This is a genomic window from Vibrio superstes (assembly GCF_003569005.1).
Lineage (GTDB): Bacteria > Pseudomonadota > Gammaproteobacteria > Enterobacterales > Vibrionaceae > Vibrio > Vibrio superstes.
In genome coordinates this window covers 2196893-2222203 of the sequence record NZ_BCUR01000004.1, presented here as the reverse complement: position 1 = coordinate 2222203, position 25311 = coordinate 2196893, and the positions used below count along the sequence as shown (strand labels likewise).

Below are 25311 nucleotides of genomic sequence, written 5' to 3'. Positions count from 1 at the left end.
CGTCATTGCCGAGGTCTGTTATCGGCAATCTTTGGCTTGTGCGTTTATAGATCCTCGATAGGAGCACTCGAGGATGACTGGGGTCGCCCTTTATGCAAGTTACTAGCCTAGTAAAAACGTCATTGCCGAGGTCTCTAATCGGCAATCTTAGGCTTGTGCGTTCATAGATCCTCGATAGGAGCACTCGAGGATGACTGGGGTCGCCCTTTGTGCAGGTTACTAGCCTAGTAAAAACGTCATTGCCGAGGTCTCTAATCGGCAATCTCAGGATTATGCGTTCACAGATCCTCGATAGGAGCGCTCGAGGATGACTGGATTGACCTTTGTACACGCGACTAGCCTAGGAAAATGCGTCATTGCCGAGGTCTCTTATCGGCAATCTTAGGATTGTGCGTTCACAGATCCTCGATAGGAGCGCTCGAGGATGACTGCGGTTGCTTGTGTGCACGCGACTTGCTTAAGAAAACGCGTCATTGCCGAAGTCTCTTATCGGCAATCTCAGGATTGTGCGTTTATAGATCCTGACAGAGGCACTCGGTGTAATTAAGAGACAGGCTTTCAGTGGCCAGCAGACAAAAAAAAGAGACCCAAAAGGGTCTCTTCAAATCTTTATCTGACGGCTTGAAGCGTCAAGCTGTCAGCTATTTTAATTACAGCTTCTTAGAAACTACCGCAGTCAAACCAATGATAGCAATTGCTAGAATCATGATTGGACCTTTGCCGCTTTCAAAGCCGCTTAGGATACCTGCGATTGCAACTACAGCAACTGCTACAGGGATGATGTACTTAACTAGGTTGTACCATAGACCGAATAGTGGGAAAGATACTTTACCGTCGTTAGTAATTTCTTTCTCAAGGTCAACACGGTTTAGACGCCAGCCTGCGAAGATACAGATGAACATACCGCCAACCGCTAGGAATACCTTGTCAGTAAGTAGGTCGAAGATGTCGAATACGCCTGTATCGAACAGCTTAGGACCAAGGCCACCTAGTGATAGAGAAGCAAACACACACATTACTGCCATTACTGCACTTGCAGAAAGTACAGCGTTAACACGCTTCATGCCTTTCTCATCGATTAGGTAAGACACAACTACTTCTAGTAGAGATACAGAAGAAGTTAGTGCAGCAACCGTTAGACCAACGAAGAAGATAAGTGCAAAGATAAGACCTGTGCCACCCATTTCAGCAAATAGCTGAGGAACAACAACGAATACTAGACCTGGACCAGCCGCTGGTTCCATGTTGAATGCAAACATGGCAGGGAACATCGCGATACCTGCAAGTAGAGCTACCGCAGTATCCATACCTACAACCATACCTGTAGTTTGAACTAGGTTCTCTTTCTTCTTCAGGTAGCTACCGTAAGTGATCATACAACCCATACCAAGAGATAGGGAGAAGAACGCTTGACCCAGTGCTGCTAGAACAGTTTGGCTATCTACTTGAGTGAAGTCTGGTTTGAATAGGAACTCAAGACCTGCGCTTGCACCAGGTAGAGACAGACCCTTAACCGCTACAATGATAAGAATAAGGAATAGCAAAGGCATTAGAATCTTGCCTGCTTTCTCAATACCGCCAGAGATACCCTTACTAACAATGACAATGTTAAGTACTAGGTATGCAGCCATCCACATTAGTGGTTGGATAGGGTTAGAGATGAAACCACCAAAGCTATCACCGATTGCTTCAGGGGTGTCTAGTAGGCCAGTAGCCACTTTAGGGATGTACGCTAGAGCCCAACCACCCACAACAGGGTAGAAGCCCATGATCAATAGACCACTTAGTACACCAATAACACCAACAAAGCTCCAACGCTTATCTGTTGATTTGAATGAGCCTACAGCAGAACGGCTAGTGTGACGGCCGATTGCAAACTCAGTCAGCATTACGCTGAAACCGATAATGATTACGAATGCTAGGTAGATAAGTACGAATGCACCACCACCGTTCTCACCCGCTGTGTACGGAAATTTCCAAATATTACCAAGGCCAACAGCTGAACCAGCCGCTGCCATTACAAATCCAAGTTTTGAACCCCAGTTATCACGAGGGGCTGCTGATGCATTTCCAGTCGCCACAATTACTCCAAATTTAATGTTGTGTTTTTACTACTCGGCGCCTTAAAAAGAGGGATGTAAACAAAGGTGTACACCATATAAGTTTTGAGTGACGCTCTAAGAGTGGCAAGTTAACCAGTTTGTGAGTAAAGTTGAAACCCTTAAAAGTACATTTATCGGGCATTGATCGCATAATTGCAGTTAATCGCTAGTTTATTGCACAATCACTAGCTGATTACCCCTAAAAATATCTCTCTGAAAAATGTTTTCGCTTGAGTTGTTCAAAGAACTTTACGTGTTTTAGCGCCACTTTCTGTCTTAAAGTCTCTTATTCTTGAACATCACTGTGGCTTGCGAATTCAAATTTATCGCTTGTTTATTTAGAAATCACCCGTGCATTTATATTCACTTTAGTTGCCTGTAATTGCGTTTAAACGCTATTCCAGCCAAATTCTCTGCTTAACCTCTCTAATGTCTCTAATTCTTTTGCCGTTTCTTTTTGAATCCATTGGTGGATCTCTTTAACAATGTCGGAAGTGCCTCGGCAATGGCAGAAGTATTGCCAAGCACTAGGCTGGATTTGTGCATTGCTAGGGCAAACTAAATAGCCGTGTTCCAGCTCAGGCAAGATCAATAGTAGGTCACTCACTGTCACTCCTTGGCTGGATAGACAAGCACTCAAGGCCAAATCTAGAGTAAAAAAGGTGGTGTTGCGTACCTTTACACTGTCTTTATGTCCGACACGGGCCAGCCAGGTTTTCCAGTCATGGTGGTCAAGGGTTGGGTGCAATCGTGGCATCGCTAGTAGAGATTGCAGGTTTCCTTCTTTTGAATACAGCTCTTGAGAGCATACTGGTGCCATGTATTCATCTCTTAAAAACACCACATCGGAGCGCTTCTTGTATTGGTGGGGAACTCGAGTGTTAAGAATCAGCAAGTCATAGTCAGTGGATTTAAGCGCCTCGTCTTCATCAATAGTCGGAATCACCACGATTTCATGTTCAGGGTAGCGCTCTTGCAGTTGCTGTATCTTTGGGAGCAAGGAACGAGTGGCATAACTGAGCGCTGCCTTAATTACGATTCGCTGCTGCTGATTGGGCTGCCAAGACTGTACTAAGGTTTGTACGCTCTGATAGTTCCGCTGAAGCACAGCAAACAGTTCTGAGCCTTGCAGCGTTAAGTCGATGCTTCGATGCCCTCTTACAATTAATTCGACACCTAGGCCTTGTTCGAGCTGTTTTACCTGACGACTGACGGCGCTTTGGGTAACGTTTAACTCATCTGCTGCTTCAGTAAAGCTCAGATGGCGAGCAACAGCCTCAAAGGTTTTCAAGCTGTTATGGGAGTAGGGGATATCGGGATAAGGCGTCATAGTTATTCACATGATCTCAGGTAATGGCAACTGACATAAATGTTAATTGAATCCTAGCTCAATTAGCAGTACTTTGAGCCCAAATTATAGAGGGCTGTATGAAAAACATTCTTAAACTGGCATTGCCGCTGACATTATCCCAACTCATCGCTATGGCATTGGTACTCACCGATGTTTGGATGATGTCGCAAATCAGTGTTGCCGATCTCGCCGCTGGTGGATTGGGCGCCTCTGTGTATTCGTTTGTTTTTCTAATGGCAGGCAGCATCGTGGGCTGTGTCGCCAACTTGATAGCCATTGCTTATGGGCAGAGTATTGCACGTCCAGATTTTGGCCAGCAGCAGATCCGCTTTGCGGTTAAAGGCGCTGTGATGCTCTCTGTTTTGCTAGCGGTCATACTGAGTTTTAGCTTCTTGTATGCACCCCAACTGCTCGCTAAAGCACAGCAATCACCAGAAGTCATAGATATTGCAATGCTGTATCTTAATGCATTGAAGTGGGCAATGTTGCCAACGCTGCTTTTGCTTGTTTTGCGCGGTCTTACCAGCACCTTTGGTGATGTACGCTCAGTGATGGTGATGTCGATTCTGACGGTAATCATCAATGTGCCAATCAGCTACTTCCTTGCATTTACTCTAGATTGGGGTATTGCAGGCCTTGGTTACGGCACTGCAATCGCTGCTTGGTTTGTATTGGTGGGTTATGGCACTTGGGTATTTCGTCAAAGCAAATATCAACGCTTTGCACCTTGGCAAAATATGCACGAGTACACCCCAAGGCTCATGGGACCGATTTTGTCTATGGGTATGCCAATTGCGTTAGCAGGCATGCTGGAACACGGCCTTATCTATGGCGGCACCTTGATGGCAGGCATGATTAGTGTGGCATCACTGGCATTGCACCAAATTTTACTGCAGTGTTTGTCTTTTACTTGGAACATCAACTTTGGCTTTGCACAAGCCTCTGCCATCTTGGTGGGCAAAGAATACGGTGCGAACAATTATGACGGCATCAAAACCATCGCTAAGAAGAGCTTTGTGGCGGTTACCGCGCTGAGCTTTGTGATCGCCTTTGGCTTTATCGTATGGCCAGAGGCCATTGCTAACCTGTTCCAATTGGATACAGAGGGCAGTCATGAACTGACCACTATGCTTGCGTCGATGATTTGGGTAGTAGCATTGTGCTTTGTGGTGGATGCATGGCAGCTACTAGCCATTAACCTGCTGCGCGGCATGAAGATAGTGATGGTGCCGACCATAATGACGGCAATCGGTTACTGGGCATTTGGTTTGCCAGCCGCATGGTACTTGATGAAGGCTTATGGCTTAGCGGGTATTTGGGGCGGTATCGGTGTGGGTCTTGGAGTGACAGGAATACTGCTACTGGCACAGCTTATTTATGAAACCAGACGCTCTAGCAATCGAACGTTAATGCAAGCGGCCTGAGACTCACTTCTCAACTTGAGATTTGCGTAAGCGTGAGACTCTTAGCCTTTGATATACTCAGTTGTAAATCAACGCAAAGGATGAGCTCGATATGTCAAAAACCGCAAAGATTCACAACGAAGACAAGCTAGTAAAAAAGGCAATAGAAGTCGGTTTGAAGATGGCAAAAATGCAAGGCATTGATTTGCCGAGTTCGACAGGACCATTGAAAGCGCAAGGTGTGTACTTGTTTCTAGTAGGCGTAAATCAAATCACGCCATTGCCAGATAACAAACTGGACGGCCCTAACATTAAGCACCGCCTGGCGTTGTGGATGCATAGCGTATTACCCGATAACGACCCTCTGAAATAAATCCTATCTAGATGCAGAAAAATCTCTGTTCGTCGTCCAAACGAGCAGAGATTTTCATCATTAATCGCAAAAGGTCAACAGTAATACTAGGAAAATAGACCAGAAGTTGCGATACGACGTGCCCAGCGATGGACGGAATGGTCGTGATTGTTTGTGCCAAAGTACACAACCACGAGGTCTTTGTCCGGGGATACATAAAGGCCCTGGCTCATCATTCCCCCCTTCCACATATCATTGTCCGGCCATAGAACATCCCATTGACGAGAGTTTGAGATAAAGGTGGGTGCGTCTACTTCGCCGTGATAGCTCGCAAATACCGGGCCATCAAAACCCGCCATCAATAGTTCATGAGTCTGAACATCATCTTGAATGCGCTTTAGGGTTTCGTCTGAGACAACTTGTTCTGTTGCTGTCTTGTTCCAACTTGGCGTATACAGCATGCCAAATCGGGCGAGGTCAATCAGTTGACTAGAGATCACGCCGTGGGCAAGGGCACTGCCATCTGGAGCGGTATGAACTTGCAAAGGAGCATTGACTCCCATTTTTGACCATACTAAGCGGTCAAAGGTCTGATGCCAGCGTTCGCCAGTTAATGACTCTACTAGGCATACTAAGGCTTGGGTATGGGCGGATGCATAAGCAAATTTCTCACCAGGTTCACACTCTTTTTCTGCATCAGCTAGCACATCAATGAGGTGTTCTACCTTACCTTTATACAGCAGATTAAATTCGGCACTGTACAGACGAGTAGGGTGTGAGTCAGGGTCTGCACGAGACTCACTCGTATCCTCAACATCAAGGCCTGTTGCCATGTTCAATGTGTTGTTCACCGTCACATTGTCCCATGCAGTGCCTTTAAACTCTGCAATGTAATCGGACAAAGGCGCATGCTCGTCAATCTTGCCTTCATTAATCAGTAATTCAACCAATAACGAAGCGGTTGGCTTAGCGGTAGACATCCATACATGGTGATCTGTAGGGCGCATACGAGGATAGGCATCAAACACGATCTCACCTTTATGAATCACTAGATAACCTTGTGAAAAGCTGTCAGGGCGAGCAAGAAATTCATTCAGTGTCAGAGTGCCGAAGTGTTCCGTTTCTGCTTTGATAGCGCCAATTTCCGGCATGATTCGCCTTGCCAAAGGCATAGTCTCGGTGCGTTTAGGAATGATCGCAGTTGGCAGGATTTCAGCGGTGCGCATTGACCAATAATGTGACTCGTCGCCACCGGCGAATAAAACGGGTAATTTGGCGTGCATGGTTCTTTGTGAAAGCTCTAAAGGAAAACCATTAATGAATTCTTCAAGTGGGGTTCGTTGTAGTGATTTGCTCATAGTGTTCACCTATTTATTACCTGGGATAGAAATGTGTTTCAGTACGGTGAGGTAAATACTATGTAGGATAAGGTTATTCATAAAATCAACTTTGATTGATCTAAACCATCAAAAGTCAATAAATAGTGTTGCAGTGAGTTTGAACACCAAGCATGTAGGGTTTTGCCCTGCATAAGAGATTCGTTAAAGAGTTGGAACTATAGAAAAATGCTTTTCATCTTAAGTGTTTATTTAGAAAGAGAGGGTGTAGCAATAGGGCATTGTCCTACCTCCCCTCAAAAAGCCCCTTATTTAACCGAATATCAAAAGAGAACACTCATCAATGCCTCATGTTTTTTCTAATCGTCGACGTTTCTTAAATCTAACCTCAAATCGTAAAGACCTAGCAGCGCAATTTCGCTGGGAAACAATCAATGCATTGGCCTACAAACTGGGCGGTGTTCTGTTTGTTATTGGTAGCTATTTCTTTTTCCCAAGTCAGGCTGAATATGCGTTTATCGGCGGTTGGTTATTCCTATGTGCTTCTTTGGTTTACCTAGTGGTGAATGCCCACGATATGATGGAAATTAGGCGTTACTGGAAGAGTCATTCGGTTCATAGCTTGGACGAAATGATGGAGTATTTCGCGGGGGCTTGTTATTTACTCGGTACCCTATGTTTTGTTATTGGGCGTATTACCGGCTTCCCTATATTAGATCTCGCCATGACCAGCACCTGGCTGTTTATCATAGGAAGTCTTCTCTTTATTGTGGGCGCCGCTACGAATGTGTTGCTAATAATCAAAGCCGAGTCAGTGCAACTACTGCAATTGATGAACCTAACATCGATTACTTTCATTGTGGGTTCTGTCCTATATGGCACCGCTTCTGTGCCTTATTTGTGGGCATTTGAGTCGCCCAATGATCATCGACTTATTCTCAATTTTCTTGCCTGGCAGTATATGATTGGCAGCTTACTTTTCTTGCTAGGTGGGGTCTTTAATTATTGGCGCGCTTACTTGCTTGTACAGCGCAAGATAAAGAAAATTCAAGAATTAGAGATGACGATTTAATGATTTCTATAGAAAAGGGGCTGAATGCAATATTCAGCCCCTTTGTCATGTTTGATGCTACAAAACTATTTCTAGATCAGTAGATTACATGCGCTCTAGAGTTTCAATACCCAGTAGAGACAGACCTTGCTTGATGGTCTTCGCTGTAAGCGCTGCTAGTTGCAGACGGCTTTGCTTAACCGCTTCGTCTTCTGCTACTAGGATTGGGCATGCCTCGTAGAAGCTAGAGAATTGACCCGCTAGTTCGAATAGGTAGCTACACATGATGTGAGGCTGACCTTCGCGAGCAACAGCTTGTACTGCTTCTTCAAACTGCATCAGTTTAGCGATAAGCGCTTTCTCTTTTTCATCAGTCACTATGATGTCGCCTTGCAGGTCATCCATAGACACACCAGCTTTTGCAAATACAGACGCTACGCGAGTGTAAGCGTATTGCATGTACGGCGCTGTGTTGCCTTCAAATGCCAGCATGTTGTCCCAATCGAACACGTAGTCAGTAGTACGGTGCTTAGAAAGGTCAGCGTATTTAACTGCAGCCATAGCAACAGTAGACGCGATGTTTTTCTTCTCGTCTTCTGCAAGCTCTGGGTTCTTAGATTCGATAAGCTTGCCCGCGCGCTCTTCTGCTTCGTCAAGAAGATCAACTAGGCGAACAGTACCGCCAGCACGAGTCTTAAATGGACGACCGTCTTTGCCTAGCATCATGCCAAACGCGTGGTGCTCAAGAGAAACGTCTTCTGGCACGTAACCAGCTTTGCGAACAATAGTCCAAGCTTGCATTAGGTGCTGATGCTGACGTGAATCGATGAAGTAAAGTACGCGGTTCGCGCCTAGTTCTTCATAACGGTATTTTGCACAAGCGATATCGGTTGTGGTGTATAGGAAGCCACCGTCACGCTTTTGAACGATAACGCCCATAGGCTCGCCGTCTTTGTTCTTGTACTCGTCTAGGAATACAACCTGTGCGCCGTCATCTTCTTTTGCTAGGCCTTTTTCTTTAAGGTCAGCAACGATGCCTTTTAACATGTCGTTGTATTGGCTCTCACCCATAACGTCGTCACGAGTTAGAGAGACGTTTAGACGGTCATAGTTCAGTTGGTTCTGTTGCATGGTGATATCCACCAACTTCTCCCACATGTCTACGCAGAACGCATCGCCACTTTGTAGCTTAACCACGTAGTTACGAGCTTTAACCGCGAACTCTTCGTCTTCGTCGTACAGTTTTTTAGACTCACGGTAGAAGGCTTCAAGATCAGACAGTTTCATTGAAACTTCGCCGTCTTGCTCTGAAACGCGCTCAAGGTTTGCGATAAGCATACCGAACTGAGTACCCCAGTCACCAATGTGGTTAGCACGGATTACCTTGTGTCCCAAGAACTCAAGAGTACGAACTACAGCATCACCAATGATGGTTGAGCGAAGGTGACCTACGTGCATCTCTTTTGCCACATTTGGCGCAGAGTAATCAGCTACGATAGTTTGCGGTGCTTCTGATGCAACGCCAAGACGAGAATCCGCTAATGCTGCTTTGGCTGATTTCGCTAGGAACTCTTCGCTTAGGAAAATGTTGATGAAACCTGGGCCTGCGATTTCAGTTTTGCTAGCGATGCCATCAAGGTCTAGGTGCTCAAGCACTTTTTGAGCAAATTCGCGTGGGTTTGTACCTAGTCGCTTTGCAACGCCCATTACGCCGTTCGCTTGGTAGTCACCAAACTGAGCTTTTGCAGATTGACGCACTGCTGCTGGGCTGCCTGCTGGCGCGCCTGCTGCTTCTAGTGCTTGAGATACTTTGTCGTTAATAAGTGCTTGGATATTCACACGCAATTCCTTCAATTCAAGGAGTGTCAAGAAAGCTAATAATAAGTGCTTTCGTGCCGTAGTTCACAAAAATGGGGGTAATGATAACAAGATCAGCGCTGATCTAAAAGTGCTCTCAAAGGGTGCAATCCAATTAATCTGTAGCAAAACTCTCTGTTGCAGGTAAACTTCTGCCAAAACCGGATTAAATGACCAAAGGGTAGGGAATATGGAGCAATTACAACAGGTAAATCTGCACCCACAACAGATGCTAGATAGGGTGGATGCGTTTGCCGAAAAGATAGCCGTCTTGGGACAAGAACTAGGGTTAGACCTTAGCCAATTTCAGGCGGATCATATTGCCCTTAGAATCAATGATTCGGCTCTTGCTAAGCTTGCTCACGAGGCGTGGTCAGAGCTAGGAGCGACCATTTCACAGGCGCAAATTAATGGCAGACCTATCATAGTGATTGCCTTTGATACCCCAATCACCGCCGGCGCTTGGTCAATTGATTGCCTAGAGCTTCCTTATCCTGCAAAGGGAAAGATCTATCCTGCTCAAGATTGGGAGCACATCGAGTTTGTGATTCCATCAGATAAGATTGATGCGCAAGATTACCTGCAAGATATCAAGCAACGATTCCCAAGCTTTAACCTTGAAACAGGGATGAAAATGAAGCTATCTAGCCCTAAGGGTGAAGGGGAGCGTTTAGCTAATCCTACCGTAGCGTTTAAGAAAGACGGAGTGTGCATCAAACTGCATCCGCATCCGCTAAAGAGCATTGTAGAATCAGAGCAAGCGTAACAAGGTAGGAACTGAACCCCAAACGGGGTTCAGTTGTAGAAGATTACAAGATAACGGTCTTATTGCCGTAAACAAACACGTGGTCGTTCACTACCTTGTTTAGCGCTTTACTCAGCACGTTCTTCTCAACGTCGCGACCTGCTTGCGCCATGTCCTGAGCGCTGAAGTTATGATCCACAGGGATCACGTCTTGCTTGATGATTGGGCCTTCGTCCAGATCGTTGGTCACAAAGTGTGCCGTTGCACCGATGATCTTCACACCGCGCTCATACGCCTGAAGATAAGGCTTAGCGCCAATAAAGGCCGGTAAGAAGCTGTGGTGAATATTAATGATACGATTGCGGTAATGCTCAACAAAACTTGGCGTTAGAATACGCATGTATTTGGCCAGCACCAGGTAATCCGCGTCAAAACCATCGATGGCTTCCTTCACTTTCGCTTCATGCTCTTCACGGTTTAGCCCTTCATGGCTTACGTGACGAAACGGGATATCAAACTTCTCTACTAATGGCTGCAAGATGTCATAGTTGCTGACCACTGCGGTGATATCCACATTTAGGCTACCATCAAAGGTTTTCATTAAGATATCGCCTATACAGTGCGATTCCTTGGTGACTAACACCACTACCTTCTTCTTGCTTGAATCCACCAGTTTCTTACTGGCGTTCTTAGGCAATGCAAACGCTAGATCTTCCATAAATACCGAATCGTTGAAGTTGCCTTCAAGCTCTGTACGCATGAAAAAGTGACCACTGGTGTTGTCTACAAATTCGTTGTTATGAATGATGTTCAGTTGATGTTTGTAACAGATATTGGTGATCTTCGCGATCAGCCCAGGCTCGTCAGAGCAATGGGTGAGTAGGGTCTTTCTTTCCATGATGACTCTTTAATAAAAATGATGAAAATAGGTCTGCTTCGACATTATCCAATTTTTCTCCTGCTTGCAAATTCAACGAGTGGCTAAATTGCCTAGCACCCTAAGCTCACAGTCGCACCAAATGGCAAAAGCTGACATAATTATTTTCTCGCTCAATCAACAAGGCCCCTTTTGTGAATATCAGTACCGTTTTTTCTGCCGATGGCGCACTAGGTAAAGCGATTTCTGGCTTTCAGCCGCGTGATGAGCAAACCATGATGGCAGACAGTGTCCATCAAGCTATTAAAGAGCAGTCTCAACTGGTGGTTGAGGCGGGAACGGGTACCGGAAAGACCTTTGCCTACCTTGCTCCTGCATTGTTGAGCGGTAAGAAAACCATCGTCTCTACCGGGTCGAAAAACCTGCAAGAACAGCTGTTTCACCGCGACCTGCCATTGATGAAAGATGCACTGGGTTTTACTGGTCGCATTGCGCTGTTAAAAGGGCGCGCCAATTACTTGTGCCTTGACCGATTGAGCCGACAGATTGTCGAGAGTCACGGCCACCATTCCGACCCGCAATTACTGACCCAATTGGTTAAGGTTCGTTCTTGGTCCTCATCGACAAAAAGTGGCGACCTTGGCGAGTGTGAAGATCTTGCCGAAGACAGCCAAATTATCCCAGACATTACCTCGAACAATGAAAACTGCTTGGGAAAGGAATGCCCGAGTTTCGGCGATTGCTTTGTATTTAAGGCGCGCAATAAAGCGCTAGAGGCCGATCTTGTGGTGGTGAACCATCACCTGTTTTTGGCGGATATGGCGGTAAAGGAAACCGGTTTTGGTGAGCTGTTGCCAGAGGCAGAAGTCTTCATATTCGATGAAGCACACCAGATTCCAGATATTGCTAGCCAATACTTTGGTCAGTCTATTAGCTCTAAGCAGATTGCGGATTTAGCCAAAGACATAGAGATTGGTTATCGCACGGAAGCCAAAGACATGCGTCAGCTACAAAAGGTGGCGGATAAACTGGTGAGCTCGGCCTCTGAGATGCGCATTTCTCTGGGTGAACCAGGCTTTCGTGGCAACTGGCGCGACGCGCTGAAGAATCAAAAGCTACAACGAGAGATGGAGCGACTGCAAGACGCACTGCAGCTGTGCCGTGATGTGCTCAAAATGGCGTTGGGTCGCAGCCAACTTCTAGATACTGCGTTTGATCGTGTCACTCAGATACAAAACCGCTTAACGCGAGTGTGTGATACTTCGATTATGGGGTATTCCTACTGGTTTGAATGCACCCCAAGACATTTTTCATTGAATATCACACCGCTTTCGGTAGCCAATAAGTTTCAAGAACAAGTGGATGCACATGGCGGGAGTTGGGTGTTTACTTCGGCGACCTTGTCGGTATCTGGCGATTTTCAGCACTTTACCTCTCGTTTGGGATTAAAGGCAAAAAAAAGTTTAGCCTTGAGCAGCCCATTTGATTATCAATCACAAGCAAGGCTGTGCGTGCCTCGCTATTTGCCTGAGCCAAACAGCCCGCAAATGGCGCAAAAGCTGGTGTCTATGTTGACGCCCGTTATTGAAACCAACAAAGGGCGCTGCTTCTTTTTGTGCACCTCGCACGCCATGATGAAAGAGCTCACCGAACGCTTTAGACAACGACTAGACTTGCCTGTGTTGATGCAAGGCGAGAGTAGTAAGCAGGCGTTATTGAAAGAGTTTACTGAGCTAGGCGATGCCTTGCTGGTGGCAACCGGAGCATTTTGGGAAGGGATAGATGTTAGAGGTGACGCGTTAAGCTGTGTTATTATCGACAAATTGCCGTTTACCGCCCCTGATGACCCGCTATTAAAGGCGCGCATTGAGGACTGTAAACTCAACGGTGGCGAACCCTTTTATGAGGTGCAACTCCCTGATGCTGTTATTGCATTGAAGCAAGGGGTGGGGCGCTTAATTCGAGATAAAAGCGATAGAGGTGCACTGATTATTTGCGATAATCGCTTGGTAACACGCGATTACGGCAAAATGTTTTTATCCAGTCTGCCACCGATACCGCGCACTCGTAGTGTTTCGAACATTATAAATTTCTTACAGCCTTCGACCGATGTCGTGATCGAAGCTGAATAGTACAGCGAATAATTGAGTAATAGATGAAAGCGAAAATTCTAGCACTAGATACCTCAACTGAGTTTTGCTCTGCAGCCATTATGGTTGACGGAGAGGTGTTATCTAAAGGTGAGGTTGCCCCTCGTGAACACACCACCAAGATCTTGCCGATGGTGGATCAACTCTTGGTTGATGCAGGTTTGAAACTGGGGGATTTAGATGCCCTTGCCTACGGCCAAGGCCCTGGCAGTTTTACGGGTGTTAGGATTGGTATTGGTATTGCTCAAGGCCTAGCCTTTGGTGCTGATTTGCCTATGGTGGGTGTTTCTACCCTGCAAGCGATGGCTCAAGGTGCGTATCGTACGACTCAAGCAAACAACGTGGCTGCTGCCATTGATGCTCGCATGAGCGAGGTGTACTGGGGCCGATTCAGCCGTATGGAATCAGGCATTTGGCACATCGAAGATGAAGAGTGTGTAATTCCTCCTGCTGAGCTTGTTCAGCAAACGGCGGAAAGCGAATTAGTTTGGGCTCAAGTAGGTACTGGCTGGGAAGCGTATGCGGAAGAGTTAAATCAGCTTGAACTTAAGCGCACTGACAGCGGTCTACTATACCCTGAGTCGCAAGATATCGTTATTTTGGCTCAGCACGAACTTGCCAATGGCAATCAAGTGGGGGCGGAAGAAGCGTCACCTGTTTATCTGCGAGACAAAGTAGCTTGGAAGAAGCTTCCGGGGCGAGAATAATCCACACCACCTTAGATAAGTTGTATATGGAGGTTGTATGTATCGATTTATAACCGTTGTTCTATTCGGCATAGTATTAGCAGGCTGTAGCTCTTTGCCTGATTCACTTGTTTCAAGCAACGAGAAGATAGTGACCGACTATGAGACTTGGGTGAACAGCGCAACCGAAGAGGTCTCCGAAGTACGACTTGGCGGTGTGATTGCCAAGATCACGAATCTTGAAGCGAAAACACGCCTTGAAATAGTGAACCTACCGATAGCTAAAGATGGCAAGCCGGATATCAATGTAGAGCCTGAGGGGCGCTTTGTTGCCTACGTCGATGGCTTTATAGATCCTGTAACCTTCACCAAAGGGCGTTTGATCTCTGTGCTAGGAAAGCCTGTTGGCAATGAGAGTGGAAAAGTAGGGGAGTATGAATATCGATTCCCTGTGCTTAATGCCGATGGCTACCATCTATGGCAAATCAAAGAAAAGCTGATTGTGCATGATGAACCACTGAGTATGTTCCCTTGTCGTTCGCTGTACTGTCGAGAGGTCAACTATGGACCTAGAACAGGACACGTCGTGCAGAGTGTTGAATAACGGTGTTATCAGAACGCACTTTTGAGGTTAGTGACTACTCGCTATCGGCTTTGTGCCATGAATCACAAAGCCCTTCGCATTGTGTTTTGATGCTACATGGCTGGCTAGATAATGCGGCATCATTTATTCCTTTAATGGATGTGATGCGTTCGCAAAGCCCTGACATCCAACTCATCTCGTTAGACCTTCCTGGTCACGGTTATAGCTCCCACTCACGCAGTGGCTATTACCCCTTTCATGACTATATTGATTCCCTACATCAAGTTATCACTGAGCTAAAGAAAGAACTCAATTGCCCGCTAACCCTAGTGGGGCATTCAATGGGTGCGCTTATCGCTAGTTGTTACTCTGCAGCCTTTCCGGAGAATATCGATCACTTGGTTCAAATAGAGGGTTATGGCCCGATATCCGAGTCGCCACAAAACAGCTTAGCTCGATTGAGAAAGGGTGTGCTGAGTCGGCAAAGAGTCAGCAAAAAACCAGCGCGTTTCTTTGAAAGTTTTGAAGAAATGCTGCAGCTGCGCGCTAAGCGTTATGTTTTAAACGCTGATGAAATCACTCCGCTGGTGGAGCGAGATTCTGAGCAAACAGAGCAAGGTTGGCGTTGGCGACACGACAAAAAGCTCAAGGCTGAGTCCCTGTATCGGATGACAGAAGCGCATGCGAAACAGGTTATTGATGCACTTCCTAAGTCAAATCTACTCATTTTGGGGGATACGGGTTTTACCCATTTGAGCTCAATTTGTACTCCAACGACGCGAATTTCACACATTAAGGGTGGTCATCACTGCCACTTAACCTGTCCAAGGTCTATTTCTGAGGCAATAATCGCTCTAATTTTGTTCGGTTAGTGTGCTTTTGTGAACACCATTTGAACGCCTTTGTATTTTCCAGCTATCCTGTAATGGAATCGCAATAAAACAAAGAAATTCAACCTGATAGTCGTATATAATGCGTTGCTATTTTTTCAGGAGTAATAACGTGAATAAACCTTGGCTCTCTCGATATCCTTCTGATGTACCAGAAATGATTGACCCAGATACCTACCCATCTTTGGTCGAGATGTTTGAAAACAGTGTTCTAAAGTTTGCTGACCAACCTGCCTTCCTCAATATGGGGTCGGTAATGACGTATCGTAAATTAGAAGAAAGAAGTCGTGCATTTGCTGCGTATTTGCAAAATGAATTAAAGCTTAAAAAGGGCGATCGAGTTGCCTTGATGATGCCAAACTTGCTGCAATACCCCATTGCTTTGTTTGGTGTGCTTCGTGCTGGTTGTATTGCAGTGAACGTAAATCCACTCTACACCCCTCGCGAGCTTGAACATCAGCTGAATGACGCCGAAGTAGAGACCATTGTTATTGTTTCTAACTTTGCGAACACCCTTGAGCAAATCGTTGACAATACCTCCGTGAAAAACGTGGTATTGACGAGCCTAGGACAAATGCTACCGACAGCCAAAGGTACGGTTGTCGATTTTGTAGTGAAGTACGTGAAAGGCATGGTGCCAAAATACGACCTTCCTGGTGCTATCTCATTCAAAAAAGCATTGCATAAAGGCCGTCGCCTTCAATATGTTAAGCCATTTATGAGTGGTGAAGATATTGCCTTCTTGCAATACACCGGTGGAACAACAGGCGTGGCCAAAGGTGCGGTTCTGACGCATCGCAATATGGTTGCCAACGTATTGCAAGCTAAGGGGGCATATGCCGCTAAGCTAGAGGAGGGCAAGGAGTTAGTCGTTACCGCTCTGCCGCTCTATCATATCTTCGCTTTGACCGTGAACGGCTTGCTGTTCTTAGAGTTGGGGGCCAACAACCTGTTGATCACCAACCCGCGTGATATTCCTACCTTTGTGAAAGAATTGAAGAAGGTATCGTTTACCGCGATTACGGGCGTAAATACCTTGTTCAATGCCTTAGTCAATAATGAAGATTTCCACGAGCTGAACTTTAGCCGTATGAAGCTATCTGTTGGTGGTGGTATGGCGGTTCAACAAGCGGTGGCGGACAAATGGAAAAAGACAACAGGTGTCTTTTTGCTTGAAGGCTATGGTTTGACAGAATGTTCTCCACTGGTATCGGGCTGTCCACACGACATGACTGATTACAATGGCGCTATCGGTTTACCTGTACCCTCTACAGAGGTTCGTATTGTTGATGACGAAGGCTTGCCTTTAGAAAACACTGAGGTGGGTGAGCTACAAGTCCGTGGTCCGCAGGTTATGCAGGGCTACTGGAAACGCCCAGAAGCAACTCGTGAGGTGATCACTCAAGACGGCTGGCTATCAACCGGTGACATTGTTAAGTTTGACGATGAAGGTTTCTTGCACATTGTTGATCGTAAGAAAGACATGATTCTAGTGTCTGGCTTCAACGTTTATCCAAACGAGATCGAAGACGTGGTTGCGCTGCATGGTAAGGTACTAGAAGTTGCCGCGATTGGCGAACCGCACGATGTATCCGGTGAAGTGGTTAAGATCTGCGTAGTTAAGCGCGACCCATCTTTAACCAAGGATGAGCTAATTAACCATTGTCGTCAGCATCTAACAGGTTATAAGATACCTAGGATTGTTGAGTTTATGGAAGATCTGCCAAAGACAAACGTCGGCAAGATCTTGCGTCGTGAATTACGTACTGACCCTAAAGAAGCAAAATCGGCTTAAACGAAACCGATATTGAGCAGTATGTAGTATGATCGATATAAGCCCCTGTAGAGCAGACGCAATCAGCGCATGCAATGCAGGGGCATTTTTAATTATGGAAATATAAAGAGACTGTTTTGAATTATCAGATAGTGACAGACACTCAAACTCTGGCACAGGCGTGCGAACAAGCCCGTCAAAAAGAAGCGGTGATGTTGGATACCGAATTTGTCCGTACCCGTACTTTTTTCCCGCAGCTTGGCTTGGTTCAGATGTACGATGGTGAGCTTCTTAGCTTGATAGATACCACCGTTATTGATGATGTCACTCCGATAGTGCAACTGCTACAAGATACCTCTGTGCTTAAGGTGTTGCATGCTTGTGGTGAAGATATTGAAGTCTTCCAGCACCATTTCCAGAGTGTCCCAACACCTATGGTCGATACTCAGGTAATGGCGGCATTTTTAGGCCACGGCCTTTCTACAGGCTTTGCGACCTTAGTGAACGAATATTTGTCAGTAGCGCTGGATAAAAGCGAAGCGCGTACAGATTGGCTAGCTCGTCCATTGACATCAAAACAACTCGATTATGCGGCAGCGGATGTGTTCTATCTGCAGCCTCTATTTGACAAACTGCAAACCGCTCTTAAGGAGTCGGGTTACTGGCAGAATGCGATGCAAGAGTCTGAGCTACAGGTGTCTAAGCGTATTCGTCATCATCAGCCAGAGAAAGCGTACCTTGATATCAAGGGCGCATGGCAATTGTCTCCACAGCAACTTAGCGTTCTTAAGCCGTTGGCAACATGGCGCTATGAAATGGCACTGCGTAAAGACTTAGCACTTAACTTTGTGTTTAAAGAAGTCGATCTGCTCGCAGTTGCTCGCTTTAGCCTCACCTCAGCACGAGATATGGAAAGAGAGCAGTGTGATGTGCGCTCGGTACGCCGCTATAGCACTGTGATTGCAAATATTGTGCGTAAGGCGCAAAGCACGCCAGAAGCAGAGTGGCCGCAAAAGATTGATCGCCTGGTTGATCTGCCAAACTACAAGCAGACTTTCAAGTCATTGAAAGACGAAGTGAACAAGGTGGTGAAGGACTCACATCTTGCCCCAGAGTTTTTGGCCTCTAAGAAGCAAGTTAACCAACTTATCTCTTGGGTATGGCGTAAGAACATGGCGCCAGAGTCCACCCCTGATTTAATGCAGGGCTGGCGTAAACCACTGCTTGGTGAGCGTTTACTCAAGAAATTGAAGTGATAAAAAAGGCGATGAGAAATCATCGCCTTACTTTTTTCTGTCAGAGTAAGAGTTACTCTTCTTCTGGTAATTTCACGTTCAATTCGAGTACAGAAATGTCATCATCTTTGTGCTCAAAAGAGACGTTCACCATATTTGGATCAATGTCTACATACTTGCTGATAACCTTCAAGATATCAGCCTTAAGTTCTGGCAGGTAAGACGGCGCTGGGTCGTCATGACTGCGACGCTCTGCAACAATGATCTGCAAACGCTCTTTGGCAACGTTAGCCGTCGTCTTCTTTTTTGGACGGAAAAATTCTAGTAAAGACATAAATTAATTAACCCCCAAATAGACGTTTGAAGATACCTTTCTTCGGCTCCGTAAGGAATCGAAATTCGATCTGCTCACCTAGTAGACGCTGTACAGTGTCGTGGTAAGCCATGCCTGCATCAGACTGCTCGTCAAAGATAACTGGCACGCCCTTGTTAGACGCATTCAGTACCGCTTGGCTCTCAGGAATCACGCCTAATAGGTTGATGTGAAGAATTTCTTCTACATCTTCCACGCTAAGCATTTCACCTTGAGTTACGCGGGCAGGATGGTAACGAGTCAGTAGCAGGTGCGTCTTCACAGGCTCAAGGCCTTGTTCCGCGCGGCGTGACTTAGAATCAAGAATACCTAGGATACGGTCTGAATCGCGCACTGATGATACTTCAGGATTGGTTGTTACAACCGCTTCATCGGCAAAGTACAATGCCATTAATGCACCTTGCTCGATACCCGCTGGAGAATCACAGATAACAAAATCAAAACCCATTTCGTCTAGGTCATTCAATACTTGCTGAACGCCTTCTTTAGAAAGTGCGTCTTTATCACGAGTTTGCGATGCAGGCAGAATGAATAGGTTTTCTGTGCGCTTATCTTTAATAAGCGCTTGGTTTAGTGTCGCTTCGCCGTTGATGACATTAACGAAGTCATACACTACGCGGCGCTCACAGCCCATAATAAGGTCTAGGTTTCGTAGACCGATATCGAAATCGATAACAGCGGTCTTCTTACCCTGCAGGGCTAGACCCGATGCAATAGCAGCACTGGAGGTGGTTTTCCCTACGCCGCCTTTTCCTGAAGTAACAACAATGATACGTGCCATCATTTTATCCTTTATTTAATATTGAGGAGATCGCAGTGCAGGGTTTGGTCCGTTAAACCCAAGATCACTTTTTCTCCCCAGAAGTGAGATTCTATTTGTTCGCTAAGCCAATAGTTTCCAGCAATGGAGACTAATTCTGCTTGCATGTTATGGCAAAGTATTGAGGCTGCTTGCCCGCTCGCGCCAGCGATAGCACGTCCGCGCAAAGTGCCATAGATATGAATGCTTCCGTCAGCGATCACCTCTGCACCAGCGCTCACATGGCTCAGGATGATAAGGTCGCTATCTTTGGCATAGATCTGTTGTCCAGAACGCACTGGAGTACGAATAATTTTGCTTGGCGTAATGGCTACGGGTGCCTTATCTGGACGGTTGGTACCAGTCATAACAGCAAGCCCAGCTTCTCTTGCTAGCTTTTCGAGGTGTTTGTTGGTGCAATCGGTGACGCCTACAGGCACCATACCAATATTAATAATGCCTTGTTTGAGACGAGCTAAATCGAGCTCAGAGCTTGCCTGAGACAGGTTAACGACCAGTGGAGCAGCTTTGAAAAAGGCAGGGGCCTTAGCCACTTTTTCATCTAAATAACGAATTGCTGAATCAGTGTCGTGCTCATACATGTGAAGCACAGTAAGTGGAAAACTGCTTCCCTTTAGATCTGGAGTTTGAGACATCTAACCTAGCCTTGGCATATAATCAAACAGTTACCTGTTATGTTATCTATCATAGTGACAACGAACAAGTAACTTGTTGTCAAATGTTGGTTTTAAGCTCAAAATTACACAAAGTCTTTAAAATTGACACTTTAGCTGTTTAAGCTTGGATATGAACTCGATAGATCAAGGCGATATATGATTTGTGCAATCTATAAAAGTAACAAAAAACAGGGGATGTACCTCTACATCACTAAGAAAGATGATTTTTCTGCAGTGCCAGATCAATTGATGCAGATGTTCGGTAAGCCGACCATGGTGATGGTGGTGAATTTAGCGAAGCGCGGTCTTGCCACTGTCAATGTCGATAAAGTAAAAGAGTCACTGCTGAGCGATGGCTTCTTCCTGCAGTTGCCACCTCCAGTTGAGAATGAATTGGATGCCTATAAGCGACGTAAAAAAGAGCAAGACGATTCGGCTGATTAACTAAAGGAATACAGATAGCATGATAAGGATGTTGAAGTGCGCAAGAAGCATTGGGCTTATCTTACTAGCAAGTAGTTTTTCAGTATCAGCGAATACGCAGATACCTGAACGAGGTGCCAGCTTTGATGAATACGTTGTTGCGCTCAAAAGCGAGGCAGCAGAGCAGGGGATTACTTCTAAAACCATAGAAAGTGCCTTTGCTAATGTTCAGTTTAAACCACGTGCAGTGTCTGCTGATCGTTCTCAGCCAGAAAACAAAATCACTCTGGATGAGTACATACCTAGAGCTGTACCAAAGTGGAAAGTAAAACAGGCCAAGCAGAAGTATCGTAAACACCAAGCTGAGCTTGAGCGCATCGGTGAGCTTTATGGCGTCCAGCCAAGGTTTATCGTTGCTCTATGGGGCGTTGAGAGTAACTTTGGCGTGCTGACTGGCGGCTACAATGTGATTGATGCTTTGACCACTATGGCTTATGAAGGGCGCCGTGAGACGTTTTTCCGCAATGAGTTAATGGCGGCGCTAACCATCTTAGATGAAGGTCATATCACAGCGAGAAATATGAAAGGGTCGTGGGCTGGAGCTATGGGTCAGCCTCAGTTTATGCCAAGTTCTTTTTTAAATTATGCGGCTGATGGTAACGGTGATGGCAGTAAAAATATTTGGAAGAATGAATCCGATGTGTTCGCCTCTGCTGCTAACTATCTAAAGCAATCTGGATGGAATGATACCTACACCTGGGGTCGTCAGGTGACCTTATCTGAGCCTCTAGATAACAGCCTCTTTGGGCGACAGCTTGAGCAAGCCAAAACATTAGCACAGTGGCAAGCGCTAGGAGTTCGAAACCTGCAAGGGCATGATTTACCTAAGCTTAAAAACGATATAGATGCTTGGCTGGTAGCACCAGATTCGTCGTCAGGACGGGTGTACTTGGTGTATAACAACTATCAGGTGTTAATGAAATGGAACCGTTCCTACTATTTTGGGTTGGCAGTGAGCCACTTAGCGGATCAGCTGAAGTAGTTTAAAAAGAGCGAGGATAACCTCGCTCTTTTTGTGTTGTTATGTTGTTTTGAGCCTTATTTACCAAACTGCTCGCAGGCAATCATGGTATTTTCAATCAAGCTTGCCACTGTCATTGGGCCAACACCGCCTGGTACTGGAGTGATAAGGCTTGCTCTCTCACGCGCAACATCATACTCAACGTCACCAATTAGTTTGCCATTGTCTAGGCGGTTAATGCCTACATCAATCACGATCGCGCCTTCTTTCACCCAGTTACCCGGAATAAAGTTAGGCTTACCTACCGCAACCACAAGTACATCGGCCTGACGCACGTGGCTTTCTAAGTCTTTAGTAAAGCGGTGACAGGTTGTCGTTGTGCAGCCCGCCAGCAGAAGCTCAAGAGTCATAGGGCGGCCAACGATGTTGGAAGCGCCGACGATTACCGCATGCTTACCGTGTGTTGGTACGTTGTAACGCTCTAGCAGAGTGATGATACCCTTTGGCGTACAAGAGCGAAGCTTAGGCATACGCTGTGCAAGACGCCCCACGTTATAAGGGTGGAAGCCATCCACATCTTTTTCTGGAGTGATACGCTCAAGGATCTCAGTAGAGTCGATACCCGCTGGAAGCGGAAGTTGAACCAAGATGCCGTCGATTTCATTATCAGCATTAAGTTGGTCAATCAGCTCTAAAAGCTCTTGCGCGGTAGCAGTAGATGGCAGGTCAAAAGACTTAGACACAAAGCCAACCTCATCACAAGCGCGGCGCTTACTACCGACATAGACTTGAGATGCAGGGTCTTGACCCACAAGAACAACAGCTAGGCCTGGTGCACGCAACCCAGCTTCAGTGCGAGCTTTTACTCGAGCTGAAACTTCAGAACGAACGGTTTGAGAAATCAGTTTTCCATCAATGTTTTGAGCAGTCATGACGATCCCTAAGTTAAGGCGGTTCAACATTTTGGCGCATTGTCGCAGAAACGAAACAGTTTTGCTACATAGCAAACGTTTGCGTCGAGTATTTTATATCCACAATGTATAGTGCTGACTTTTTTTTCGGCACTTAGATCATAATGTTCAATAAAGCCGTTGACCATTGTATCTCAACTCGTATAATCCTTCCCCATAGCGCGCCCTTAGCTCAGCTGGATAGAGCACGTCCCTTCTAAGGATGTGGTCGTAGGTTCGAATCCTACAGGGCGCGCCATATTCTATAAGGCCTGATGACTCTTTGAGTCATCAGGCCTTTTTCGTTTCTGTCGTTTTTAGTCAAGTAATTAGTCAAGTTGGGAGTTGGCAATAATTGAAACGGTTTGAAAAGTCGATAACGAAGGCTCTTATATTGACTCAGAAAGTGGGAGATAGTTGAAAGGTGAGATTAGAGCTAAAGCATAAAGCTCGAAAACATATTGCTTCTAACACTCAGGCACTAAATAACCTAACCTTCTTTTGTCTAAGCATTTCCTAGGATGCAGTTTAGTTCTCTTGAACAAAAACATTTTTGCTATCACGATCCCATAACCACGTTAGAAAAAGCAGAAATATAGGTGTTTAAGTAGAACACCTATAGCCAACTAAGACTGAATGCAGAAGTATTGCTTTGAAGGCCAACCAAGTTGGTTGGCTAGTCTCTTTTATCTAGGGGAGTAATGATGGAAAAAAACCAACTAAAGTTAATGAACGTAACAGAAACGTCAGAATACTTAGGTTTAAGCTCTACGACATTCTGGCGTATTCGCCAAAAAGGACTCTTCCCCAAGCCGATTTCAAGTGATGGGGTTGTTATCGGGTGGCCGAAAAAGGAAATTGATAACTGGGTACATGATAGTTTCGCGAGCGCGCAGAGTTAGCCTGTGTTTGAGTGTGAACAGTAACAGGTTGTTTGGCACCCAATTAGACTGCCCAATGGTTTCCCAAGAGAATAAGGTGCATTTCGATGTGCCTTTTTTGGTTCGACGAATACGTTGAAGTAAGTTATTTTAAACGGCAACTGATTAACGGTTTCCTTACTATGTAATTAAGTCTAATTTACTTTGATCACTTCATGCAGCAACAAAGCCTAAACGTATTTTATCTTTAGCAAAGTTGTGGTGTGCGTAGTATTTCGGTTTTTGAGTAAGAACATGTTCGTACCACTCGCTCGTTACATGCCAATCGACTGGGGCAACGAAATAAGCTCTATTTGTTAAGGCATGGGCTTTCGAATGTGGCGGAGAGATGGGGATTTGAAACCTAGGTAGACCGTCAAATTTGATTTTAAAGCACTGATTTTGAAGAACTAAATTCTATCCTGAGCCTAGAGGGGCTCTGTGATTGACTCACCTTAGCCAAGCTCTATTCTAGAGGGCAATGTGGCTCGGGAAAATAATTAGGGATTGGAGGAAGTAGTTAGGGATCTCTCAGAGATTTAGAAAGATTTGGGCGAACAAACACCATTGGTTTGTGAAATATATGGTCGATTGAATGGGGAAAGGAGGGCTACAAGCTGGAAATGCCTAGATCATTTTTCATGGGGTCGCGTAACACGAAACTGCCCCAAAGTTTCTTTCACTTTTTAACACGTTTCAGATAGCCCGCCAATTTTGACATACAAAAAATAATGCGGGGAAAAACCTAAAGCCTGACCCTGTTGTCTTTTTCTACCAACTATTAATCACGATAGAAAGAGTCTTTGGAGACGCCCATAATCTAACAGGTTTTAGATAAATTTCCGAGTTCTCCTGCAAGATTGAGAAGGCCAGCTGTGTGTTTGATGATTGGATTGCGAGTATGAAGCATGAGAGTTACCTCTTGTTGTCTTTGATTACGGAATAAGCACCTTTAATCAAAGTAGGTAACCCTCTTCTTTTCAAATTGAAGTGTCAGATCTAGTCTGAACTAATTCATATAAGTCGTCTTTTATATTATCTAGAATTTGAGTAGCTATCTACTTAAATGAGTAATGTAAACCTACACCTGCAGACAAGTCAGCCTTAGTTTGTTTACCTTCACTTTCATACGCAGTGGTAAATGAACTACTCCAAGACTCATTAAAACGGTAGGCGCCACCAATAGCTAGCGCTTGTTTTGAACCTGCAGCACCAATACCAGCACCAACCGCGAATTCACCAACGCCGTAAGCTACCGGGCGCGCATTGGTAACAGCATGCATTGTTGCTTTAACGCCGTCATAGCGCTCTCTCATTTCTTGTCCTTGTTGTTTGATTGCCTCTTCAAGACTATCAATCCTCGCACTGTTCTTCGAAATCGCTGTAGAGTTAGATTCGATGGAGGTTTGTTGTCTTTCTATGACTCGGTCTTGCTTTTCGAATTCAGTGATAGCAGCGCGAACAGTTACCTCTGACTCTTTTTTTCCTGCTTCAATTTCGTCATCAATACGCTTGGTATTCTTGTTTATATCGTTGCGGTTATTGGATCGTTCAGACTTAGCTTCATTGTTTATAGTATCTTGTTTAGCTACTTCATCGGTGATACGAGTGTTAGTGTCTTTGATTGCATCAGTGTTATTTTTTATGCCTTCTTGGTTATTTTCAATTTGACGGCGATTATGTTCTGTCTTGGTCTCATTGTTGATCGAGCGGTCTTCATTAGCTCGACTACGTTCATCATTACGAATTGAACGT

23 protein-coding genes and 1 tRNA gene are annotated in these 25311 nt (G+C 45.5%); 14 read left to right on the top strand and 10 right to left on the bottom strand.

Going from position 1 to position 25311, the window contains the following annotated elements:
- Positions 1-650 precede the first annotated feature (650 nt).
- Together D5I41_RS18080 and D5I41_RS18075 are read right to left on the bottom strand one after the other, a co-directional pair.
- On the bottom strand, positions 651-2081 hold the full coding sequence (locus D5I41_RS18080; protein ID WP_119010999.1) for a sodium-dependent transporter: 1431 nt from the start codon (positions 2079-2081) through the stop codon (positions 651-653).
- A 409-nt stretch (positions 2082-2490) separates the two neighbouring features.
- Positions 2491-3432, bottom strand: a complete 942-nt coding sequence (locus D5I41_RS18075; RefSeq protein WP_119010998.1) for a LysR family transcriptional regulator — start codon at positions 3430-3432, stop codon at positions 2491-2493.
- A gap of 98 nt (positions 3433-3530) precedes the next feature.
- Here D5I41_RS18075 and D5I41_RS18070 point away from each other — a divergent pair, with 98 nt between their 5' ends.
- Positions 3531-4877 carry an MATE family efflux transporter gene (locus tag D5I41_RS18070; RefSeq protein ID WP_119010997.1) on the top strand — a complete coding sequence of 449 codons (1347 nt, stop codon included), beginning with the start codon at positions 3531-3533 and terminating at the stop codon, positions 4875-4877.
- Positions 4878-4968: 91 nt separating this feature from the next.
- Entirely contained in the window at positions 4969-5229 is a 261-nt protein-coding gene (locus D5I41_RS18065; protein WP_017029606.1) for a DUF5062 family protein, read from the top strand.
- An 86-nt stretch (positions 5230-5315) separates the two neighbouring features.
- On the opposite strand, the gene D5I41_RS18060 is transcribed toward D5I41_RS18065, so the two are convergent.
- A complete protein-coding gene (locus tag D5I41_RS18060; RefSeq protein WP_119010996.1) occupies positions 5316-6566 on the bottom strand; it encodes a serine hydrolase domain-containing protein in 1251 nt (416 codons plus the stop codon).
- Positions 6567-6888: 322 nt separating this feature from the next.
- Between D5I41_RS18060 and D5I41_RS18055 the strand changes: the two genes are divergently transcribed.
- Positions 6889-7617, top strand: a complete 729-nt coding sequence (locus D5I41_RS18055) for a YrhK family protein (RefSeq protein ID WP_119010995.1) — start codon at positions 6889-6891, stop codon at positions 7615-7617.
- Positions 7618-7701: 84 nt separating this feature from the next.
- Here D5I41_RS18055 and argS read toward each other — a convergent pair whose 3' ends face one another.
- Complete coding sequence (gene argS / locus D5I41_RS18050; protein WP_119010994.1) at positions 7702-9435, bottom strand: arginine--tRNA ligase; 1734 nt, start codon at positions 9433-9435, stop codon at positions 7702-7704.
- Between the two features lie 208 nt (positions 9436-9643).
- Here argS and D5I41_RS18045 point away from each other — a divergent pair, with 208 nt between their 5' ends.
- The gene (locus D5I41_RS18045) at positions 9644-10219 is read left to right on the top strand and encodes a VOC family protein (RefSeq protein WP_119010993.1); all 576 of its coding nucleotides are present in this window, start codon (positions 9644-9646) and stop codon (positions 10217-10219) included.
- Positions 10220-10262: 43 nt separating this feature from the next.
- On the opposite strand, the gene purU is transcribed toward D5I41_RS18045, so the two are convergent.
- Positions 10263-11096: a formyltetrahydrofolate deformylase gene (gene purU / locus D5I41_RS18040; RefSeq protein WP_119010992.1), complete on the bottom strand. Its 834-nt coding sequence runs from the start codon at positions 11094-11096 to the stop codon at positions 10263-10265.
- 173 nt (positions 11097-11269) lie between these two features.
- Between purU and yoaA the strand changes: the two genes are divergently transcribed.
- The 6 genes from yoaA to rnd all read left to right on the top strand — a co-directional run bounded on the left by yoaA (position 11270) and on the right by rnd (position 18414).
- Entirely contained in the window at positions 11270-13207 is a 1938-nt protein-coding gene (gene yoaA, locus D5I41_RS18035) for a DNA repair helicase YoaA (protein ID WP_119010991.1), read from the top strand.
- 23 nt (positions 13208-13230) lie between these two features.
- A complete protein-coding gene (gene tsaB, locus D5I41_RS18030) occupies positions 13231-13932 on the top strand; it encodes a tRNA (adenosine(37)-N6)-threonylcarbamoyltransferase complex dimerization subunit type 1 TsaB (RefSeq protein ID WP_119010990.1) in 702 nt (233 codons plus the stop codon).
- Between the two features lie 37 nt (positions 13933-13969).
- A complete protein-coding gene (locus D5I41_RS18025; RefSeq protein WP_119010989.1) occupies positions 13970-14515 on the top strand; it encodes a Slp family lipoprotein in 546 nt (181 codons plus the stop codon).
- 2 nt (positions 14516-14517) lie between these two features.
- Complete coding sequence (locus D5I41_RS18020) at positions 14518-15366, top strand: alpha/beta fold hydrolase (RefSeq protein ID WP_235868947.1); 849 nt, start codon at positions 14518-14520, stop codon at positions 15364-15366.
- Between the two features lie 130 nt (positions 15367-15496).
- Positions 15497-17179, top strand: coding sequence for a long-chain-fatty-acid--CoA ligase FadD (fadD, locus tag D5I41_RS18015; protein ID WP_119010987.1), 1683 nt, complete (start codon positions 15497-15499; stop codon positions 17177-17179).
- 116 nt (positions 17180-17295) lie between these two features.
- The gene (gene rnd / locus D5I41_RS18010) at positions 17296-18414 is read left to right on the top strand and encodes a ribonuclease D (protein WP_119010986.1); all 1119 of its coding nucleotides are present in this window, start codon (positions 17296-17298) and stop codon (positions 18412-18414) included.
- 52 nt (positions 18415-18466) lie between these two features.
- On the opposite strand, the gene minE is transcribed toward rnd, so the two are convergent.
- From minE to minC, 3 genes are read right to left on the bottom strand one after another with little or no spacing between them, the layout of a single operon-like run.
- Positions 18467-18727, bottom strand: a complete 261-nt coding sequence (gene minE, locus D5I41_RS18005; RefSeq protein ID WP_017029474.1) for a cell division topological specificity factor MinE — start codon at positions 18725-18727, stop codon at positions 18467-18469.
- Between the two features lie 7 nt (positions 18728-18734).
- Positions 18735-19547 (bottom strand): septum site-determining protein MinD, encoded by an 813-nt coding sequence (gene minD / locus D5I41_RS18000; protein WP_017029473.1) that lies wholly within the window; start codon positions 19545-19547, stop codon positions 18735-18737.
- A gap of 11 nt (positions 19548-19558) precedes the next feature.
- Positions 19559-20221 (bottom strand): septum site-determining protein MinC, encoded by a 663-nt coding sequence (minC, locus tag D5I41_RS17995; protein ID WP_017029472.1) that lies wholly within the window; start codon positions 20219-20221, stop codon positions 19559-19561.
- Positions 20222-20398: 177 nt separating this feature from the next.
- Between minC and D5I41_RS17990 the strand changes: the two genes are divergently transcribed.
- Together D5I41_RS17990 and D5I41_RS17985 are read left to right on the top strand one after the other, a co-directional pair.
- A complete protein-coding gene (locus D5I41_RS17990; RefSeq protein WP_017242502.1) occupies positions 20399-20686 on the top strand; it encodes a YcgL domain-containing protein in 288 nt (95 codons plus the stop codon).
- Between the two features lie 19 nt (positions 20687-20705).
- The gene (locus D5I41_RS17985; protein WP_371860092.1) at positions 20706-21707 is read left to right on the top strand and encodes a lytic murein transglycosylase; all 1002 of its coding nucleotides are present in this window, start codon (positions 20706-20708) and stop codon (positions 21705-21707) included.
- 56 nt (positions 21708-21763) lie between these two features.
- Here D5I41_RS17985 and folD read toward each other — a convergent pair whose 3' ends face one another.
- The gene (gene folD / locus D5I41_RS17980) at positions 21764-22618 is read right to left on the bottom strand and encodes a bifunctional methylenetetrahydrofolate dehydrogenase/methenyltetrahydrofolate cyclohydrolase FolD (protein ID WP_017029469.1); all 855 of its coding nucleotides are present in this window, start codon (positions 22616-22618) and stop codon (positions 21764-21766) included.
- A 200-nt stretch (positions 22619-22818) separates the two neighbouring features.
- Here folD and D5I41_RS17975 point away from each other — a divergent pair.
- Positions 22819-22895, top strand: a tRNA-Arg gene (locus tag D5I41_RS17975).
- A gap of 445 nt (positions 22896-23340) precedes the next feature.
- Positions 23341-23538, top strand: coding sequence for a helix-turn-helix transcriptional regulator (locus tag D5I41_RS17970; RefSeq protein WP_162892860.1), 198 nt, complete (start codon positions 23341-23343; stop codon positions 23536-23538).
- 1076 nt (positions 23539-24614) lie between these two features.
- Here the strand turns inward: D5I41_RS17970 and D5I41_RS21300 are convergent.
- On the bottom strand, positions 24615-25311 hold a 697-nt coding region (locus tag D5I41_RS21300), incomplete at its 5' end, for a YadA C-terminal domain-containing protein (RefSeq protein WP_208639147.1).

Coding starts and splice junctions, on each gene's coding strand:
- D5I41_RS18075 (WP_119010998.1), bottom strand. CDS start 3,432: ATGACGCCTTATCCCGATATCCCCTACTCCCATAACAGCTTGAAAACC.
- D5I41_RS18070 (WP_119010997.1), top strand. CDS start 3,531: ATGAAAAACATTCTTAAACTGGCATTGCCGCTGACATTATCCCAACTC.
- D5I41_RS18065 (WP_017029606.1), top strand. CDS start 4,969: ATGTCAAAAACCGCAAAGATTCACAACGAAGACAAGCTAGTAAAAAAG.
- D5I41_RS18060 (WP_119010996.1), bottom strand. CDS start 6,566: ATGAGCAAATCACTACAACGAACCCCACTTGAAGAATTCATTAATGGT.
- D5I41_RS18055 (WP_119010995.1), top strand. CDS start 6,889: ATGCCTCATGTTTTTTCTAATCGTCGACGTTTCTTAAATCTAACCTCA.
- D5I41_RS18045 (WP_119010993.1), top strand. CDS start 9,644: ATGGAGCAATTACAACAGGTAAATCTGCACCCACAACAGATGCTAGAT.
- purU (WP_119010992.1), bottom strand. CDS start 11,096: ATGGAAAGAAAGACCCTACTCACCCATTGCTCTGACGAGCCTGGGCTG.
- tsaB (WP_119010990.1), top strand. CDS start 13,231: ATGAAAGCGAAAATTCTAGCACTAGATACCTCAACTGAGTTTTGCTCT.
- D5I41_RS18025 (WP_119010989.1), top strand. CDS start 13,970: ATGTATCGATTTATAACCGTTGTTCTATTCGGCATAGTATTAGCAGGC.
- minE (WP_017029474.1), bottom strand. CDS start 18,727: ATGTCTTTACTAGAATTTTTCCGTCCAAAAAAGAAGACGACGGCTAAC.
- minD (WP_017029473.1), bottom strand. CDS start 19,547: ATGGCACGTATCATTGTTGTTACTTCAGGAAAAGGCGGCGTAGGGAAA.
- minC (WP_017029472.1), bottom strand. CDS start 20,221: ATGTCTCAAACTCCAGATCTAAAGGGAAGCAGTTTTCCACTTACTGTG.
- D5I41_RS17990 (WP_017242502.1), top strand. CDS start 20,399: ATGATTTGTGCAATCTATAAAAGTAACAAAAAACAGGGGATGTACCTC.
- D5I41_RS17985 (WP_371860092.1), top strand. CDS start 20,706: ATGATAAGGATGTTGAAGTGCGCAAGAAGCATTGGGCTTATCTTACTA.
- folD (WP_017029469.1), bottom strand. CDS start 22,618: ATGACTGCTCAAAACATTGATGGAAAACTGATTTCTCAAACCGTTCGT.
- D5I41_RS17970 (WP_162892860.1), top strand. CDS start 23,341: ATGGAAAAAAACCAACTAAAGTTAATGAACGTAACAGAAACGTCAGAA.